General features: G+C 43.3%; 16 protein-coding genes. 7 read left to right on the forward strand and 9 right to left on the reverse strand.

The features are described 5' to 3' along the window. Positions 1-675: an ABC transporter ATP-binding protein gene (locus tag AB8613_RS22515; RefSeq protein WP_372385072.1), complete on the reverse strand. Its 675-nt coding sequence runs from the start codon at positions 673-675 to the stop codon at positions 1-3. On the opposite strand from AB8613_RS22515, the gene AB8613_RS22520 reads away from it, so the two are divergent. From AB8613_RS22520 to mrdA, 5 genes are all read left to right on the forward strand, one after another. Further along, positions 674-1,291 carry an arylesterase gene (locus AB8613_RS22520; protein ID WP_372385073.1) on the forward strand — a complete coding sequence of 206 codons (618 nt, stop codon included), beginning with the start codon at positions 674-676 and terminating at the stop codon, positions 1,289-1,291. The genes AB8613_RS22515 and AB8613_RS22520 overlap by 2 nt on opposite strands. An 81-nt stretch (positions 1,292-1,372) precedes the next feature. Then, a complete protein-coding gene (fabV, locus tag AB8613_RS22525) occupies positions 1,373-2,572 on the forward strand; it encodes an enoyl-ACP reductase FabV (RefSeq protein WP_372385074.1) in 1,200 nt (399 codons plus the stop codon). Between the two features lie 178 nt (positions 2,573-2,750). Further along, on the forward strand, positions 2,751-4,658 hold the full coding sequence (locus tag AB8613_RS22530; RefSeq protein WP_372385075.1) for an EAL domain-containing protein: 1,908 nt from the start codon (positions 2,751-2,753) through the stop codon (positions 4,656-4,658). A gap of 120 nt (positions 4,659-4,778) precedes the next feature. After that, positions 4,779-6,434: a P-loop domain-containing protein gene (locus AB8613_RS22535; protein WP_372385076.1), complete on the forward strand. Its 1,656-nt coding sequence runs from the start codon at positions 4,779-4,781 to the stop codon at positions 6,432-6,434. A gap of 382 nt (positions 6,435-6,816) precedes the next feature. Further along, on the forward strand, positions 6,817-8,727 hold the full coding sequence (gene mrdA / locus AB8613_RS22540) for a penicillin-binding protein 2 (RefSeq protein ID WP_372385077.1): 1,911 nt from the start codon (positions 6,817-6,819) through the stop codon (positions 8,725-8,727). A gap of 118 nt (positions 8,728-8,845) precedes the next feature. Here mrdA and AB8613_RS22545 read toward each other — a convergent pair whose 3' ends face one another. Together AB8613_RS22545 and AB8613_RS22550 are read right to left on the reverse strand one after the other, a co-directional pair. Next, a complete protein-coding gene (locus AB8613_RS22545; protein WP_146491597.1) occupies positions 8,846-9,466 on the reverse strand; it encodes a DNA-J related domain-containing protein in 621 nt (206 codons plus the stop codon). 310 nt (positions 9,467-9,776) lie between these two features. Beyond that, entirely contained in the window at positions 9,777-10,616 is an 840-nt protein-coding gene (locus tag AB8613_RS22550) for an isopenicillin N synthase family oxygenase (RefSeq protein ID WP_146491598.1), read from the reverse strand. Positions 10,617-10,817: 201 nt separating this feature from the next. On the opposite strand from AB8613_RS22550, the gene AB8613_RS22555 reads away from it, so the two are divergent. Beyond that, positions 10,818-11,426 (forward strand): DUF2238 domain-containing protein, encoded by a 609-nt coding sequence (locus tag AB8613_RS22555; RefSeq protein ID WP_285954503.1) that lies wholly within the window; start codon positions 10,818-10,820, stop codon positions 11,424-11,426. Positions 11,427-11,551: 125 nt separating this feature from the next. Here the strand turns inward: AB8613_RS22555 and AB8613_RS22560 are convergent, their stop codons facing one another. The 5 genes from AB8613_RS22560 to AB8613_RS22580 form a co-directional block, all read right to left on the reverse strand. Beyond that, entirely contained in the window at positions 11,552-11,803 is a 252-nt protein-coding gene (locus tag AB8613_RS22560) for a hypothetical protein (protein WP_017067298.1), read from the reverse strand. A gap of 21 nt (positions 11,804-11,824) precedes the next feature. Further along, complete coding sequence (locus AB8613_RS22565; RefSeq protein ID WP_372385078.1) at positions 11,825-12,733, reverse strand: DMT family transporter; 909 nt, start codon at positions 12,731-12,733, stop codon at positions 11,825-11,827. Between the two features lie 30 nt (positions 12,734-12,763). Beyond that, the gene (locus tag AB8613_RS22570) at positions 12,764-14,455 is read right to left on the reverse strand and encodes an SgrR family transcriptional regulator (protein ID WP_372385079.1); all 1,692 of its coding nucleotides are present in this window, start codon (positions 14,453-14,455) and stop codon (positions 12,764-12,766) included. 154 nt (positions 14,456-14,609) lie between these two features. Continuing rightward, positions 14,610-14,843 (reverse strand): DUF3389 domain-containing protein, encoded by a 234-nt coding sequence (locus AB8613_RS22575; RefSeq protein WP_146491602.1) that lies wholly within the window; start codon positions 14,841-14,843, stop codon positions 14,610-14,612. A 74-nt stretch (positions 14,844-14,917) separates the two neighbouring features. Continuing rightward, positions 14,918-15,343 (reverse strand): hotdog fold thioesterase, encoded by a 426-nt coding sequence (locus AB8613_RS22580; RefSeq protein WP_048660192.1) that lies wholly within the window; start codon positions 15,341-15,343, stop codon positions 14,918-14,920. A 139-nt stretch (positions 15,344-15,482) separates the two neighbouring features. Between AB8613_RS22580 and AB8613_RS22585 the strand changes: the two genes are divergently transcribed. Then, the gene (locus tag AB8613_RS22585) at positions 15,483-16,271 is read left to right on the forward strand and encodes a M48 family metallopeptidase (RefSeq protein WP_372385080.1); all 789 of its coding nucleotides are present in this window, start codon (positions 15,483-15,485) and stop codon (positions 16,269-16,271) included. Positions 16,272-16,408: 137 nt separating this feature from the next. Here the strand turns inward: AB8613_RS22585 and AB8613_RS22590 are convergent, their stop codons facing one another. Continuing rightward, complete coding sequence (locus AB8613_RS22590) at positions 16,409-17,491, reverse strand: site-2 protease family protein (RefSeq protein WP_372385081.1); 1,083 nt, start codon at positions 17,489-17,491, stop codon at positions 16,409-16,411. Positions 17,492-17,711 lie beyond the last annotated feature (220 nt).

The raw sequence follows: 17,711 nt of genomic DNA on the forward strand, positions 1-17,711 counted from the left end.
TTAGACTTCCTCTATCTGACCGACATGCATCTTAAGTGTTCTTTGGCAACGTTGCGCAAGCTTAGGATCGTGTGTCACTAATACTAATGTGGTGCCGTGAGAAGAGTTCAGCTCAAATAATAGTTCAACGATTTTTGCTGCGGTTTGTTGGTCTAAGTTACCGGTTGGTTCGTCAGCAAAAAGGATTTTTGGCTTGATCATAAATGCGCGCGCCAAAGCGACCCTTTGTTGCTCACCACCAGATAACTGAGACGGCAAGTGTTCAAGCCTGTCTTTTAAGCCTACTGATTCAAGCAGAGCAGTCGCACGTTCGATATCTTCGTCTTCTCCTTTCAACAAACAAGGCAGCGTGACATTTTGTAGCGCAGAAAGGCTTGGAATTAATAAGAAGCTTTGAAATACAAACCCGACCGACTCACTTCGGATTTTCGCCCTAGCTTCGTCATCAAGCTGTGCAAGTGACTGCCCTAGTAAACTGATTTCGCCATTCGTTGGTACATCAAGCCCGGCAAGCAACGTCATTAGGGTCGATTTACCTGCACCAGACGTGCCGACAATCGCGACAGTTTCGCCTTCGCGAATGTCAATATCAACATGCTCTAGGATTGTTAAATGTTCTTGATTAGTAGACACTGTCTTCGAAACGGACTCGGCTTTAATGATGGATGTATGCATGACTAGACTAATTTCCTTTTTATTCTTTATTTTATTTTCAACCGCTTCTTTGGCTCAAGATACCGAGTTAGATTCTAAGTTACTGGTCCTTGGTGATAGCTTGAGTGCTGGTTACAACATGGACATCAAACAGAGTTGGCCAAGCTTGTTACCAGACGCGTTAGCAAAGCATGACAAAACGGTAACCGTAGTTAACGGAAGTATTTCTGGTGACACAACTGGCAATGGTTTAGCCCGCCTACCACAATTGCTTGAAGAACACGCTCCAGACACCGTTCTTATTGAACTTGGTGCGAATGATGGGCTTCGTGGATTCCCACCTAAGCTGATGTCTGCGAATCTTGATCAAATCATTGAGCAGATAAAAGCTGCGGGCGCGAAACCTATAATGATGCAGATTAAAATCCCACCGAATTACGGAAAGCGTTACAACCAGCAATTTGAATACGTTTTTGCAGCGCTTGCTGATCAACAAAACGTGCCACTTTTGCCGTTTTTCCTAGAGCATATCATCCTTAAACCTGAGTGGATGATGAACGATGGACTGCATCCAAAACCAGAAGCCCAACCTTGGATTGCTGAATTCGTCGCCGAAGAATTATATCAGCATCTTTAAGTTTTAATGGTCTAGCTCAATAAATTTTACACAGCTTTACGTTAGCCTGAGTGCATATCACCGTTAACTGTAAGGTTATTTATGCTGATCGAACCTGTTATCAAGGGTGTGGTAGCCAAAAGCGCTCACCCTCTTGGCTGTCAAGAAGCCGTAAAGCAACAAATCAAGTTTGTTAAGAGTGCGCCGCAAATCAAAGATGGCCCTAAACGAGTACTGATTATCGGAGCTTCCTCGGGCTTTGGCCTTGCCGCTCGTATTGCCCTTACTTTTGGCGGCGCAAAAGCTGACACTATAGGCGTCTCATTCGAGCGCGGTCCAAACGAAAAATCCCTAGGTAGTGCCGGTTGGTACAACAACATCTACTTCAAAAAAGAAGCCGAACGAGAGCAACGCACTGCTATCAACATCGTTGGCGACGCATTTTCGCAAGAAACACGTTCACAAGTTGTCGAAGCCATTGAAACCTACTTCGAAGGGGAAGTGGATCTAATTATCTATAGCTTAGCTGCAGGCGTTCGTCCTAAACCAGACTCTGAGGAATTTTGGCGCTCTGCGATTAAGCCTATTGGGGAAAGCGTAACGGGTGCAACTATTTCGCTGGAACATGACAACTGGGTGACCAACACTCTTGATGCCGCGACCGAAGAAGAAGCCGAAAGCACACTCAAAGTGATGGGCGGCGAAGATTGGGAACAATGGATAGATGAGCTCATCAACGCTGAATCTATTGCACCAGGTTGCAAGACAATCGCATTTTCATATGTTGGTCCAGAAGTCACGCACCCTATTTACTTAGATGGTACGCTGGGACGCGCTAAGATTGACCTTCATCAAACAAGCCACGCACTTAACCTAGAGTTAGCAAACTTTGATGGCAACGCTTACGCTACGGTCTGTAAAGCCCTAGTCACTAAAGCGAGCGTTTTCATCCCAGGACTCAGCCCGTACCTACTTGCTTTGTATAAAGTGATGAAAGAGAAAGAGACCCACGAAGGTTGTATCCAGCAAATGCAGCGTCTGTTTAGCAGCAAACTTTATGGTCAATCAAAAGTACCACTTGATGGCGAGCGATTGATTCGTATGGATGATTGGGAACTAGACCCAGAAACCCAAGCTCACGTAACTGAGCTAATAGAAAAGATGGATGAAAATAACTTCCAAACTTTAGGCGATTACCAAGGGTTTAAAGAGGAATTTCTGCAATTAAATGGATTTGCTCAACCATCGGTAGACTACAGCCAGAAACTTAATACAGAAGATTTTATAAAGTTAAAGCCTTAATCGAAACTTATCTCATTACTGAGATCCGGATTCACATTTGAAAACCTCTGCAAAATTGCGGAGGTTTTTTCGTGCAACATTTCTTATACTTACTAAACGTAAGATTCATAGTTTATTTGGTTCATCATAATTAACACAGGATGTGTTGATGCATTTAGCATAATTGACTCGGAGTCATATGAAGAAAATAAAAACGCTAGACTTAGATATTCCAGACGATATGGAGTCCGGTTGGCAGAACATTGTTGACCTCTTAGCTCAAATCACTCAAGTGCCCGCTGCACTCATCATGCGTGTTCACGCCAACTATATTGAAGTGTTCTCAACCAGTCGCAGTAAAAACAACCCATACAACAAAGGCGACTCTGAAACCTTAGGCAATGGGCTTTATTGTGAAACGGTGATGGAGTCTCAACAACAACTTGTTGTGCCCAATGCCCTCGCTGATCCTGACTGGGAAGACAACCCTGACATCAAACTAGGCTTAGTCTCTTACTGTGGTATCCCAATACTTTGGCCTAACGGCGAATTGTTCGGTACCATTTGTATCTTGGATTCGAAAGAGAATCACTACACACCAACCTATATTAAGCTTTTGGAAAGCTTTCGTACCTCGATAGAATCTCAGCTTAAAACTCTGTTTCAGCATGCTAAGCTCACTCAAATGAATAGAGACTTGAAAAATCGTGTTTATACACGTACTAAAGATCTCGCTAGCCTCAATTATTCATTAAATCAAGAGATTGATAAGCGAAGAGCGGCAGAACAAAAGATCAATTTTCAAAAGAATCATGACCTCGGTACGGGTTTTTTGAACCGAAACGCATTTGAATCCCGCTTAAACCATAAGCTAGCGTCACAACAAAGACTGACAGACTGCTCATTTGCCGTCGTTCATATTGGTTTTACCAACGGCAGACGCATACAGGCTCGATACGGCTATAACGCGTTAGACCAAGTGCTTGTTGAATACCGAAAACGCATCGACAGTATTTCTGATTTTGAAGTATTAACTGCACGCCCTACTTCGGTTGACCTCGTATTGGCGTTTAGCGTTAAAGATTTGCACCAACGCCTCGAAGAACTCTGCCAAACGCTAGTTAAGGTCGGGCATTCAGAATTCGATATCGAAAGTGACAAAGTGCATCTGCATGCCTTTATAGGAATTGCAATTACGAACGGCGAAGATGACGCGGAAAGCATTCTACAAAAGTCTTCTGAAGCGATGTTAGCGTGTAAAGATTCAGGACAAAAGTTCGCTTACTACTCTCAATCTCATACCGAAGAACAAACCCACATTAATAAGATCGAAGGCTATTTGCTTCAAGCCGTTCGTAATGATGACCTTATGCTCTACTTTCAACCCAAAGTCTGTCCGTTAACACATCGCTGGGTTGGTGCAGAAGCTTTGCTTCGTTGGCGACATCCTGTTTTGGGTGACATTTCTAACGAAACCCTGATACATATGGCTGAGCAAAACGGTTTGATTTTCGAAGTGGGTAGCTTTGTTCTACGTAATGCGATTGAAAAAGCCAAAGAGTGGTCCGAATACGTCGACGATTTCAAAATGGCCGTGAATGTATCTGCAATTCAACTCAAGAACGTACACTTTGCGGAACAAGTGGTTCACCTACTCGAAACCTACCACTTAGAGTCTAGCTTCTTAGAGCTTGAGGTCACGGAAAGCGGCCTTATTGCAGATGAAGTTGTCGCTAAGAACACCTTGGAATCGTTGCACGACATTGGAGTTACATTGTCACTTGATGACTTTGGGACAGGCTACGCCTCTTTCAGTTACCTGAAGAAATTTCCGTTCGATACCATTAAAATTGACAAGAGCTTCATTGATCAAATGCTTAACTCTCAGGAAGACTCGGAAATTGTTCGTTCTATTGTCCAAATTGCCAAAAAGCTCGACCTAAAAGTAACCATTGAAGGCATAGAATCGGAAGTTCAGGAGCAATTTATTATCAATGAAGGCTGCGATGTGGGCCAAGGTTACCTTTACGGAAGGCCAATGCCGAGCCAAGAATTCGAACACAGCTTAATCAATCAAAACTATTTGGGGACTACTCGTTACGCTTAAAGCGAAAAAGAGCAGTTAGTTTTGGATTTAGGTCTACTTTCTCTTTACTCTAAAGGTGGTGATTTTTATAATCGCCGCCTTTCTGTTTTTATCTTTCCCCTTATATAGGCATTCCTCGTTATGGATCAGTTGACTGCAAAGCTTAAAAAGCTCGAAAAACAAAACTACCGTGCATATCAACAAATTAAAGGTCAATACGACTTTGCTGATTTTGAATTACACATCGACCACATCCAAGGTGACCCATATGCGTCAGCTTCTCGTTTTCGTGCAACGCGCGCGTGGTCGTTAACTGGGTTAGATTGGCTGAAAGAAAAGTCTTACGAATACCAAGTAGCAGCACGTGATTTTATCGCGCGTAGCTTCTCTGAGTTCGCAAAACAAGAATCGACCGTGTCTATCGCACTGACAGGTCAAACGGTATTAGACAACACAGCCGTTGTTTTCACAGAACACGGCATCGAAATCCGTTTCCGTATCAATCTACCTGCCGATGGCCGAAGCATTCTTGCTAAGAAAGCGAACAACATTATTACGTTTTACTTACCGAAGTTTATTCGTCGCGCGACGCTTGAGCGTGAATTGAACATCGACGCAATGATTAAACATTGTGAAACGATCGAAGACCAAGAAGCGCTGCGTGCTCAACTAGATGAAAACAACCTAGCGGCATTTGTTGCAAACGGCAGCGTGCTACCACGTATCGCGGGTAACTGTGACCTACCAATGAAAGATGCAGTGCCTTTCGTTGCTCCAGAATCATTGAGCGTTACTTTAAACACACCAAACCAAGGTGATGTGACAGGCCTAGGAATTCCAAAAGGTATCACGCTGATTGTTGGTGGTGGCTTCCATGGTAAATCTACGCTGTTGAACGCGGTTGAACGTTCTATCTATAACCATATTCCCGGTGACGGTCGTGAAGGCATCGTGACTGCGATTGATACGATGAAGATCCGCGCTGAAGATGGTCGATGTGTGCACAACTTGAATCTATCGAACTATATCAATCATTTACCAATGCAAAAAGACACCTCTAATTTCAGCACACAAGATGCGTCTGGCTCTACGTCTCAAGCTGCTTGGTTGCAAGAATCGATTGAAGCCGGTGTTCAAACTCTACTTATCGATGAAGATACGTCAGCGACTAACTTCATGATTCGTGATGAACGTATGCAAGCGCTAGTGTCAAAAGGCGACGAACCAATTACCCCACTTGTTGACCGTATTGGCCAGTTACGTGAAGAGATGGATATCTCTACCATTGTTGTAATGGGCGGTTCTGGTGATTACCTAGATGTAGCGAACACTGTGATTCAAATGCACGACTACCAAGCGGTAGATGTGACTGAAAAAGCAAAAGACATTATTGCTCAGCACCCTACTCAGCGTACTAACGAGTGTGAGACGGCTTTAGAAACGTTTGTGCCGCGTTCATTGAACCGTGCTTCACTCATGAACATTCTGACTGACGGTAAGTTCCGTGTTAACGCGAAGGGCAAAGAGTCACTGCGTTTTGGTAAAGAGTTTGCAGACCTTTCTGCCCTTGAGCAATTAGAGTCGCCGTCTGAAGTGAACGCGATCGGTTGGGCTTGGTTCCAATTCGCACAAACTCCAGGTTGGTCAAACAACCCTGCGAAAGAGTTCAAAGCTATTTTAGAAAACGAATGGCACGCTAACATGCCTAACTACGGTGACCTAGCGAAACCAAGAACATTAGATGTGATGGCCGCTCTGAACCGAATGCGTAAATCTCAGTTCAAGCCTTCGAACTGATTTCGTTAAATAATAGATTTATTGCGCTTCTAGGCTTTTGAAGTTCTAAGTTTCTAATTTACTAAAGCTTCTAAGTCACTAGCTACTAAGTAAGCAAATTAACTGTCTACGGCCCTCATTCTGAGGGCCGTAATTTATCTGACCTCTATTTATCTAACCTCTAGTACTCTCAAAACTCTTCAATTCTAGAAATTCACAAAACCAATCTTTACATCAATTACTTATCAACTTTTCTAATGAGAAAATTAAAGGCGTTGCTTACCGCCATCTAATGCCTTAGATCTCCTAAATCATGACACAGCTTTTACAAAACCCTAGTGATATTCAGATAAAGTCCCGACTCGACAGGTGTAACCAAATGTAACAAAACTTTGAGGCTTCAATGAATCATAAACGCGTTAAGATGCGTGACCATAAAAAAGAAGTAAACCTATTCAAAAATCGTGTAATCGTCGCGTTTTGTGGGATCTTGCTCTTCACTCTTGTCTTAGTTGGTAACCTGTATCGACTCCAAGTCGAAAACTTTAAAAGTTATCAAACTCGTGCCGATGGCAACAGAATCAAAGTACTCCCTATCGCCCCTACTCGAGGGCTGATTTACGACCGTAACGGCGTCTTGCTTGCGGAGAACAAGCTTGTCTTTGATCTGACGATGATTCCAGAGCAAACCGACAATGTCGATGCAATGCTCGCCAAGCTAGACAAATACGTCCCGCGTGATGCCGAGCAGATCGCTCGATTCAAAAAACGTTATCACAACACTCGCCGTTTCAAATCAGTGACGATATTAGAGAATCTAACGGAAGAAGAGATTGCAAAGTTCTCTGTGCATCAATACCAATTCCCCGGCCTATCTATTGATACCAGCTTAAAGCGCTTTTATCCGAATGGTGAAGTCCTTACTCATGTATTAGGCTATGTAGCACACATCAATGATAACGACCTCAGAAAGCTCGAAGAACAAGGTATAGACGCAAATTACCAAGCTACAACAATCATCGGGAAGCTTGGAGTTGAACGTTACTATGAAGATATTCTACATGGGACTAAAGGCTATCAAGAAGTCGAAGTAAATAGTCGTGGACGAGTTGTCCGAACTATTGAGTACGTGCCGCCAGTAGCTGGCAAAGATATCGTGCTAAATATAGACCTTGAGCTACAAAAATACGTCTTTGAACAACTTAATCACCGAACTGGAAGCGCAGTTATTCTCGACCCTAAAGACAATAGTGTGTTGGCGATGGCATCAAGCCCAAGTTATGACCCGAACCTATTTGTGGATGGCATTTCGAGTAAGAACTACCAACGTCTATTAAATGATCCTGCTCATCCGTTGGTAAACCGCACGACCTTAGGTGTTTATCCTCCTGCATCAACTATTAAACCATTTATGGCAGTGGCAGGACTGCAAGAACATGTCATCTCTGAGGATACCATTCGTAATGACCATGGGGTTTGGAGAATTCCGGGGTCAAAACGAAACTCTAAATCATGGCGAGATTGGAAGCGCTGGGGTCATGGCCCTGTCGATGTCACCCAAGCCATCGAAGAGTCCGTTGATTCATTCTTTTATCAAACCGCGTTTGATTTGGGTATCGACCGCATTTCAAGCTGGATGAATCGCTTTGGCTTTGGTGAACCTACGGGTATCGATATCTATGAAGAAAGTACCGCCAACATGCCGACTCGAGAGTGGAAGATGATGCGTTATCGTACCCCGTGGTATCAAGGCGACACTGTTCCGATTGGTATTGGTCAAGGTTATTGGACATCCACGCCAATGCAACTTGCGAAAGCGACCTCGGTACTGGTTAACCATGGAAAGGTAATGCCACCGCATATATTAAGAGCCACCTTAGAACACGGTGAAGATTTTAGTACACAGCAACTTGTTGAACCTGAGTCGATGCCTTCGATTACGGAAGTACCCGATAGAATTTGGGATGTACCACTCAACGCAATGCGACTCGTAAACCATGGCAGTCGTGGTAGTGGTAGACGTGCATTTAAGGGAAGCAACTACACGAGTGGTGGGAAATCAGGTACGGCACAAGTGTTTGATCTTGCCAAAGACCAGGTCTACAACTCGAAGAAACTCGCTAGGCATTTACTTGACCACGCCCTTTACACGGCTTTTGCACCTTATGAACACCCAGAATATGTCGCGACTGTGGTTATTGAACATGGTAACGGCGGTTCAAAAGTCGGCGCACCTTATATTCGTAAAGTACTCGACTATGCATTTGAGCATAAAAGTGGTGAGAGAAAGATCACTCGTAGCACCAACAAATAAAATAGTTACAACGCCTAACGTAATTACAGCACTTAGCAAGCCCCGCTTGTATCACTCACAATGTGGGGCTTTCTATTTTAGGTGTCCAACCAACTAAGCAGCTAAAAGCTACGTTCGATTACGAGCTTCGTAATACATGCCATGCTTCACAGAGTGTCTGAAATTTTGCGGTGTTACCTTGCTCTCTGTCTGGATGCCATTTCAACGCCAGTTGTCGCCAACGCTTTCTAATCTCGTGGTGGGTCGCATCCAGCGGTAATTCAAACAGGTTCAATGCTCGGCTTCGATCCATATCGAGTTCATCACCACCAACAAACTTTCTGTATCGAGTCCAAAACTCGTTCAACAGCCTTTTGACTTCGCCCTCATCCGCTTCATAGTTAACCCAATTAATATAGTAGTCTCGAAGTGGGTCTTGATGATCTATGCTGTGGCTGCTTCCGTGATAACGACCGTTCATCAATTCAATGTCCATCGCTTGGACTTGGAGCCAACCATCAGGGTGTAAAGTTTCTTGAAGCTGATATAGCGCATTCATGATGAGGAAGTTCTTTTTAAACAACTCTTTCTCAGGTATCGGGTCTAACACTGGCACAAACCCAAGGTCGTTCAAATGAGCCGCCAATGTATGTACTTTCCATCCGCTTGGCTTTTGCTTAAGCACTTCCATTATCGGCCAAAGCAACGGGTTTTCCATATGGCAATGAAAGTTTGCTCTCACATCTTGATGATTCGACATAGTTGACTCAGTTAACATTTCTGAATTAATGGATTGTTCGACTAGTAGATACTATACGTGACCTATTTCACACCCGTAACGTATCTCCTTTAATTGAAAGCGATTTTCTTCGGTTTGTCGAGCTTAAGGACAAACAACTTTCTAACGTTTGGCTTAAAGACACCTTTCATCGTCAAAAACTGAGTACCATTTAGTTGAACACAATCGTTAGCAATAAAGCCGCTCTTCTTTGGTGCGGATACAAAAAAGGTCAGCAATTTAGCTGACCTTTCACATCTATCCTAGTTTTAGGGACGAAGCATTTAACTCATTAGATAACGCCAAGCTCTCTTAGACGTTCCATTAGGTATTCGTTTGCTGTGTACTTTTCAGATAGCACTACTTCTGGTTTCGGATGAAGAAATAGAGGCAAAGAGATACGAGATTTCTCTTGGCGTTCACCTGATGGGTTAATTACACGGTGAGTTGTCGATGGGAAATAACCACCTGATGCTTCTTGAAGCATGTCACCGATGTTGATGATCATGTTACCGAAATCACATGGTACATCTAACCACTCGTCATTTTTAGCTTTAACTTGAAGGCCCGGCTCGTTTGCAGCAGGAAGTACAGTCAGTAAGTTGATGTCTTCGTGTGCCGCAGCGCGGATTGCACCTGGCTCTTCATCACCTTGCATTGGTGGGTAGTGAAGAACACGAAGCAGAGTCTGCTCACTGCCGTTGATCATTTCTGATAACGCAATAGAGAATTTCTCTTGTACTTCTTTAGGAGCATGAGCTTCAACCCAACCTAACAGCTCTTGAGCAAAAGCGTTCGCACGTTGGTAGTAATCTAGAATCTGTTCTTTCAGCTGCTCAGGGATTTGGCCCCAAGGGTATACGTGAAAGTACTCTTTTATGTCTTTTACAGTGTGGCCCTTAGCAACTTCAGACACTGAAGGTGGAAAATATCCATCTTGTGTTTCAACATTAAAGTGGAAGTTCTCTTTATCTTCAGAGATGAAGAATTGGTACCAATTTTCGTAAATTGACTCAACAAGCTCTTTTGGGATTGGATGGTTCTTAAGAACACCAAAACCAGTTTCACGTAGAGAGCGAACAAATTGTTCTGCTGCGTCGTCAGCAAGGTAATCGACAGTTTCCAGTTTCATGACTTTCTTTCTTGTTATGTAGTAATAAAGCGATTTTAAGGATCGCTTTGTTGTAAATCAAACTTTTGTGAAACTCTAGCAACCGTTTGTCTAGATACTGGGCGATAACGCTACTTTTCAACAAATCTGGTGATTAAAGCCCAATTGAACACTGTTCATTATTGTGTAACACTATTCAAAACTTCGACGAGAGATCTTGATATGACAATCACGCCACTTGCTCAAAATCGACCATTACTGTCATTGACGACGCTGTATTTAATTGTGTTTCTATTTTCAGCGTTTGCTCCCTCTTCAAGAGCGGTATGGATTGCCGAAATTGTCCCAGCGCTTGCGATATTGGTGGGGATTTGGTGGTTATCAACAAAGCTCACCTTCACTAAGACAGCCTATGTTTTGATGTTTATCTGGCTGATTTTACACACGATAGGAGCGAAGTATACCTTCGCCGAAGTGCCATTTGATTGGTTCAATAACGTGATAGGTTCTGAACGCAATAACTTTGACCGTGTCGCCCATTTCTCTATTGGCCTTTATGCTTACCCACTCGCTGAGTACTTAATTCGCAAGAAGTTGGCTCAACCCATGATTGCGTGTTTCTTCGCACTGTTTGCAATCATGAGTGTTGCAGCTGGTTACGAGATTATTGAGTGGTGGTATGCAGAGATTGCCGGTGGTGACGAAGGTATCGCGTTCCTAGGGTCACAAGGCGATATTTGGGATGCACAGAAAGATATGCTGTGTGACACCACGGGCGCAATTGTCTCGTTATTACTTCTTAACCTTCAAGGTCGTGTCAGAGCTTACTAAGCTCAATCCTTTATTCTGAGTATCAAAAGCAACGTTGAAATGCCACACACAAACTGTGCTGTGGCATTTTTAGTTTCAACATTGCTTGCTCGTTTTAATATGACTGCTTGTTTCATCGTGACGGGTTATTTCATCGTTACCTTGCCACCAACAAATTTGTAGGCTGGCGTACCTCGAACCAAGGTATCTCGCGCGAACTCAATACCACACTCAGGGCATACGCATGGCTCTGTCGTGAAGTCTTCAACTATACGTTCCTTAAAGCACTTTACGAGCGCACCTTTGCCACCTTTTCGATACTTGAAAAGTTGTGTCTTACATTTAGCGCAGAATATCTGAACTGTTTTGGTCGGTTGTTTCTTGTTAGGTTTAGCCATAGCAGTTAGTGATTGTACTTATTATTTCTTAAGTTTAGGAGCGACAAGAACCAAGCTTATCCCAAGTAAAATGACAGTCGATGAGATAACAAATTGCATGGTGACAGGTTCGGATAGCAACAAAACGCCGCCAAGTGTCGCGATAACTGGAACAGAAAGCTGGGCAATCGATGCGAGGACGGTATTCAGCTTTTTCACCACGTAATACCACAAGCTATAACCAATACCAGAAGCCACTGAGCCCGACAATACTGCGTAAATCAAACCTTGCTCAGTGATGGATATTTGCGATGCCACGCTTGGAATCACCGCTAACAGGCTTAATAACACAAAGAGCGCTAACGAGCTAAATCCAAAGTTGGCAGTCGTAGATTGCAACGCGTTTGTGGATTTCTTACCCGCCAATGTGTAAATGCCCCACCCAATTCCAGCCAGAGCCATCAATATGATGGAGGTTATATCTGGCGAACTTGTCGATTCCGTCGGCATGAGTAAGTAAATGAGCCCAGAAACTGACAACAAACAACCACACCACTCTAACAATGACATTCTGTTACCAGCTAGCAGGTATGCGGCAATCATCGTGAATTGAACCGCGACAAACAGGACCAAAGCACCAAGCCCTGCCCCTAGCGTTAAATAGGCAAACGAGAAACCGAACATGTAAACGAGTAACGCTACTATGGCGGTTAAATCAAACTGAGAGCGAACCTTGGTATACATTGATGTGTCATTGATTGCTTTATCTTGTTTGCGTTTAGCGTTTGAAGATAAACTTAATAAAATCAACAGGGTGAGCGCTCCCGACAAGATACGTACGATCGAAAAACTCAAAGGATCAATCGTTTGATCCATCAATGCCCAACGACACAATACAGAATTGGCAGCAAATGCCACCAGCGTAATAAATGTGATAATCACGGTTTGCATTACGTTATCCTTATCGAGTTATCTCTGGTTTCAGTCAACGTCAGGTTTAACCCAAACTTGGCTAAAGTCGAACCACCCCAATGCATTACACTTTGCGTTTTGCAACGTACCACACTGGTCTTTGTTTACGCCTAGCCAACAATGGAACATCGGAATCAATTGGTTGCTTTGTACCAGTTGCTTACCGAGTTGCCTTGCTGGGAACTGTTCAAACTCACCAGAGCGCCAACGATCAATCATATGACACCATTGATCAAAATCGTCTGCGGGGCTCGATTCATCGAGGAAACTATAATCCATAAGCCAGCATGCCAGTGCATCGTCTCTGTTATTAGCGATACCCATTGGGTTAATCCAAATATCAACATCATCGGCATGTGGAGGATCCGTTTCGTAACCGTAAAGAGCAACGTCGATATTGTATTGTTTCAACATGGTGACAATGGCCTTGGCAATTATAGGGAACATTGAGTGCTGGCATTGGTATGCCAATTTTATGGTAGGCTTCGAATCTGCTGGTGGACAAACTGGTGTCTTTAACTTTATGTCATACCAACCCGGTTTTATTCCATATGCGTGCAACATGCCTAAATCGATCAAGGTTTCTTTCGGAATATGCATAAACAGATCTGCGGCATTCAAAGCGTTAGACAAAAATTCTGCCCATGCAGGGTTTTGCGCGATGCCCTTCTTTCTATTCAACAGTAAATACGTACAGCCAGGGTCAAGTTCTACCTCGTCACTTTCACTACGGTCTGCCATTACTGGTTTAGACAAGCTTGGGTAAACCATTGAGGAATAAGCCTCATCGACCACCCATACCTCTACACGATCAATCAACGGCCTGAAACCGAAATAACCGTTGAATGCGTTCAACACGAGTTGCTTTTCGTCATTCTTTTCAATGCGGTAAGGTCCCGTACCAATCGGTCGAATATCGTAGTCTTCACCACGTAAAGTCATTGGTAAGGTAACTTTAGCGACCGATTCCGTTAGCGCGAGCGGAAAGTACTTGTCTGGGCGTGTGAGAAAGACATCAACTACACAATTTGCAGGTGAAGAGACATCTTTAATATGTGAAAACATGTTGAGAGGTTCGAGCGCAAGAAGCGTATCTACAACATGATTGGTTAACAAAGGCTCCCCGTTATGGAAACGAACACCCGGTCTCAAGAAAAATCGCCATTGATAGTCACTGATTTTTTGCCACGAATGAGCAAGGTCGGGCTGTAACTGATCATTCTCATCCAAACGCGTTAAGCCACTGAATACCTGGCAAACGATATGTTGTTCAGAGCGTCGCATCGATTTGGTAGGGTTAAGCATTGAAAGCGATCGGTAATAAGGCAAACGAATAACTTGTTCGCCTTCTTGATACTGTACGCCCAAGTAGTTTTGAATAACTTGGGTGAGTTTGGCTGCATTGTGATCAAGCACTGACAGTGCCTGTCCAATTTTGCCTTCTTGTAAATAGCGTCTTGCTAAGTTCTCGCTGACATCACAGCGATTTTGCTTAAAGATGAGTTGAGATAACTTCCCTCTACCAGCTGCAGGTAACCATTCTACCCACCCTTCTTCTTCAAGCTTGTTGAGTACCATTCGGGCATTACGACGGGTACAACAGAGCACATCCGTGATGTCGTCGAGCTGAACATCAGAATCTTTACCATCGAAGTATTCAAACAGGGTTTCAAATTGAACGCGAAGTCTTGGGCTGCTCATAAAGAGGAAAACTTATTCAAAGGATATTGAATTCAGTTTCCCTATTTTATGGCGTAAAATCAATATTACTGACACGATTTTATTGTGAATTATTGAGTATGACATCCTAAGATGTTATTCAATCTGAAGGGTTAAGTTCTTTTGCAGTAAAGGATTATATGACATCGCAGCCAATTTCATTTGCAATATCACGAAGCTGTTGTTCGTCGTCTAATTTTATCGACCATTTACACTCTGATCCGTTGGCTGAAATGACATTTGCCCCTTTTCCGATAAGTTGAATTGCATCAACTTGAGCTTGTAGCGTGACTCTATGCTCACCATCTAAACGAACAACCAGCTCATGTGCGGTTGCGATGACTTTTCCACTTTTAAACGTTATGACCATGGGCTTCTCGGGTTACTTCTTTAAATACTGATTGCTTCTTCTAAAGACAAAAACAACTGACGACTCTCTGGCTATTATCGCTTGTGTTTCTTTACAGCAATGGTTAAGCGGCTGGTACAAACTAAGCGTTGACGTTCATCAGTGATATTGATCTGCCATACTTGTGTCGATACACCAAGGTGAATAGGTTCAGCAGTACCGATGACGTTGCCTTCGCGCATTGATCTTACGTGGTTCGCATTGATATCGAGACCAACGCAATAATAGCCTTCTGGTACGCAGAAGTTTGCAGCCAATGAGCCAAGCGTTTCTGCTAGCACAACCGACGCACCGCCATGAAGCATACCTAGTGGTTGGTGCGTAAAATGACAAACCGGCATGGTTGCCACCAAAGAATTGTCATTTACTTCGGTATAAACAATGTTGAGGTGTTCAATTAAGGTATTTTTTGAGGTCGCGTTGAAGGTATCTAAGTCAACGGGCTTTTTCCAAATACTCATGTGGGTTCCTTAATTATTGATCTTGTTATCGCGTACATAGCTTTTTCTATATTACTGGTTGTTAGTTATCTTACAGCCCTTAGTTATTACGCAAGTTGATGTTAACATGCATAAAAACCGAATACACAGAGGATATTGTATGACGTCATGGATGAAGTTTGCCTCGCTTCTCACACTTGCAGGCCTAACTGCATGTAGCGCTTCTCCGACAGGCAGAAACCAATTGCTGCTTTTTTCAGATAAAGACATGTCTCAGCTTGGAGCGCAGTCTTTTGAACAAATGAAAAAAGAACAACCCATCAGCAAAGATGCCAAAACAAACGCTTATGTACAGTGCGTAGCGAACAGCATCACTCAATATATTCCTAAACAAGGTTTTAGTGAATGGGAAGTTGTTGTGTTTGATAGTGACCAAGTGAACGCATTCGCCCTACCTGGCGGGAAAATCGGTGTGTACACAGGGTTACTCAAGGTCGCAGTCAATCAAGACCAACTCGCGACGGTTATCGGTCACGAAGTGGCACACGTTTTAGCGGACCACAGTAATGAACGCTTATCTCAGTCTCAAATCGCTAATACTGGTTTGTCTATTACCAGTGTTGCCTTGGGAGCATCAGAGTACAAACAATACCAAGGTATGACGATGGCGGCGTTAGGTTTAGGGGTTCAATATGGTGTTATTCTACCGTATGGCCGAACTCAAGAGTCTGAAGCCGATGTTGTTGGTCTAAAGTATATGGCTCAAGCAGGGTTCGATCCTAATCACAGTGTCGACTTGTGGCAGAATATGGCGAAAGCATCAGGTGGTAACCAACCGCCAGAATTGCTGTCTACGCACCCTTCCCACAGTACGCGTATCAAAGATCTGCAGGCGACGATAAAAACGTTACCTAAATCAGGCTCTCCAAGACCAAATTGCAAAGCGTAGTCTAAGTTAGAATCGCTTAGCTAGTGTAAATACGAAAATGCCCTATCCATATTGGTTAGGGCATTTTTAGTTTCTTGCTAACTATCAGTTCAAGTGAACTATGTTGCTAAATAAATCCAACAACAGAAACTCATTGGTTAAGTACCAAGAATTTGTAATGGTAGGCTTAATAGCTGATCACCAGTCGATGCAAAATACCAGATAACACCGATCAAACTACTGACTAAACCCACATACCAAACGAATGACACGACTTGACCGTATTTGTCTAACGGTAACAAATGACTGTGATGACGCCCTTTCCATTCGAATAGTATTTCAACACTGCCCATGATCAATAAGAAACCAAACAGGGTTAAATTCAATTGATAACTCAATACCACGCCAGCAACGGCAACCGCGACACAGAGTACGATCCCAAGCACACTGTTCATCGAAAAACTGATACTTTTAAGAACATGTCCACCATCAAGAGGCAAAATCGGCAGCAAATTAAATAGGTTTAACAAAGCGTTGAACACGGCTAGACCAGCAAAGAACATCTCACCAGTTACCCAGTACAATACAGTAAATATCAACGACAATATCAAACCAAACAGTGGCCCCATGATTGAGATAACCACATCTTGCCAGCGCGTATTAATCTTTTCGTCGGATAACGCCAAACCACCAAGGAATGGTATCAAATAAATGCCTTTGGTCTTCATGCCGAAGTATTTCATTGCTCTGATATGACCGTATTCATGGAACATAAGACAAGCGATCAAGGCAAGCGCGAACTGAATTGAAAATAGCCATGAGTAAGCCGCTAAACTCGCGGAGGCAAGTACCACCTTGATTAACTTGGCACTCTTAAGGGCTTTCATTCCCAGCGAAACTAACCCGATTAAGCTAAAACGCTTCTCTGGTTTTGGTGCGACAACCGGGGTTTGTTGCTCGATATCTTTGGTGTTTCGATTGCCTTCGGTAACAGTTTGGCCATTCACCGACGTTTTATACGTCATCTCAAACGGTTGCCACTGAACGGTTGACTCAACGTGACACTGCAACGTTTCTTCGCCAGCACGTAGTGTAAATTCGTGTGTTCGTGCGTCTTCTTGGTCTGTGGTCGCATCTAATTGAGATACCAGAGTGTTATCCCAATACAACTGTTGCCACCCTGCCATTGAACCTTCTAAACGAAGCGGTTTACCAAGAAACTCTATCGCGAGTAATTCCAAACTTAAATTCCAATTTAATGACTTCTAACGAGTGTCGATATTATGCCGATTTAGCGATCGGTGGTAAACATAAACAAAGTTGTTACATATCGAGCAATTGAACACTATTTGTACCAATAGTTAACATAAACATTCTGGTCACACCTCCAACCACAAATAAATCATTGATTGTAGTTATATTATTAGTGTTAAAGTGCCGCCCCTTAAAAATATAACCTCA

Origin of the sequence: Vibrio sp. BS-M-Sm-2 (assembly GCF_041504345.1) — a bacterium.
GTDB lineage: Bacteria > Pseudomonadota > Gammaproteobacteria > Enterobacterales > Vibrionaceae > Vibrio > Vibrio satsumensis.

Excerpts from the sequence above, each read along its gene's own strand:
- AB8613_RS22560 (WP_017067298.1), bottom strand. The coding sequence starts at position 11,803 with ATGGCTAAACCTAACAAGAAACAACCGACCAAAACAGTTCAGATATTC.
- AB8613_RS22520 (WP_372385073.1), top strand. The coding sequence starts at position 674 with ATGACTAGACTAATTTCCTTTTTATTCTTTATTTTATTTTCAACCGCT.
- AB8613_RS22550 (WP_146491598.1), bottom strand. The coding sequence starts at position 10,616 with ATGAAACTGGAAACTGTCGATTACCTTGCTGACGACGCAGCAGAACAA.
- AB8613_RS22530 (WP_372385075.1), top strand. The coding sequence starts at position 2,751 with ATGAAGAAAATAAAAACGCTAGACTTAGATATTCCAGACGATATGGAG.
- AB8613_RS22515 (WP_372385072.1), bottom strand. The coding sequence starts at position 675 with ATGCATACATCCATCATTAAAGCCGAGTCCGTTTCGAAGACAGTGTCT.
- AB8613_RS22535 (WP_372385076.1), top strand. The coding sequence starts at position 4,779 with ATGGATCAGTTGACTGCAAAGCTTAAAAAGCTCGAAAAACAAAACTAC.
- fabV (WP_372385074.1), top strand. The coding sequence starts at position 1,373 with ATGCTGATCGAACCTGTTATCAAGGGTGTGGTAGCCAAAAGCGCTCAC.
- AB8613_RS22570 (WP_372385079.1), bottom strand. The coding sequence starts at position 14,455 with ATGAGCAGCCCAAGACTTCGCGTTCAATTTGAAACCCTGTTTGAATAC.
- AB8613_RS22565 (WP_372385078.1), bottom strand. The coding sequence starts at position 12,733 with ATGCAAACCGTGATTATCACATTTATTACGCTGGTGGCATTTGCTGCC.
- AB8613_RS22555 (WP_285954503.1), top strand. The coding sequence starts at position 10,818 with ATGACAATCACGCCACTTGCTCAAAATCGACCATTACTGTCATTGACG.
- mrdA (WP_372385077.1), top strand. The coding sequence starts at position 6,817 with ATGAATCATAAACGCGTTAAGATGCGTGACCATAAAAAAGAAGTAAAC.
- AB8613_RS22585 (WP_372385080.1), top strand. The coding sequence starts at position 15,483 with ATGACGTCATGGATGAAGTTTGCCTCGCTTCTCACACTTGCAGGCCTA.
- AB8613_RS22545 (WP_146491597.1), bottom strand. The coding sequence starts at position 9,466 with ATGTCGAATCATCAAGATGTGAGAGCAAACTTTCATTGCCATATGGAA.
- AB8613_RS22575 (WP_146491602.1), bottom strand. The coding sequence starts at position 14,843 with ATGGTCATAACGTTTAAAAGTGGAAAAGTCATCGCAACCGCACATGAG.
- AB8613_RS22580 (WP_048660192.1), bottom strand. The coding sequence starts at position 15,343 with ATGAGTATTTGGAAAAAGCCCGTTGACTTAGATACCTTCAACGCGACC.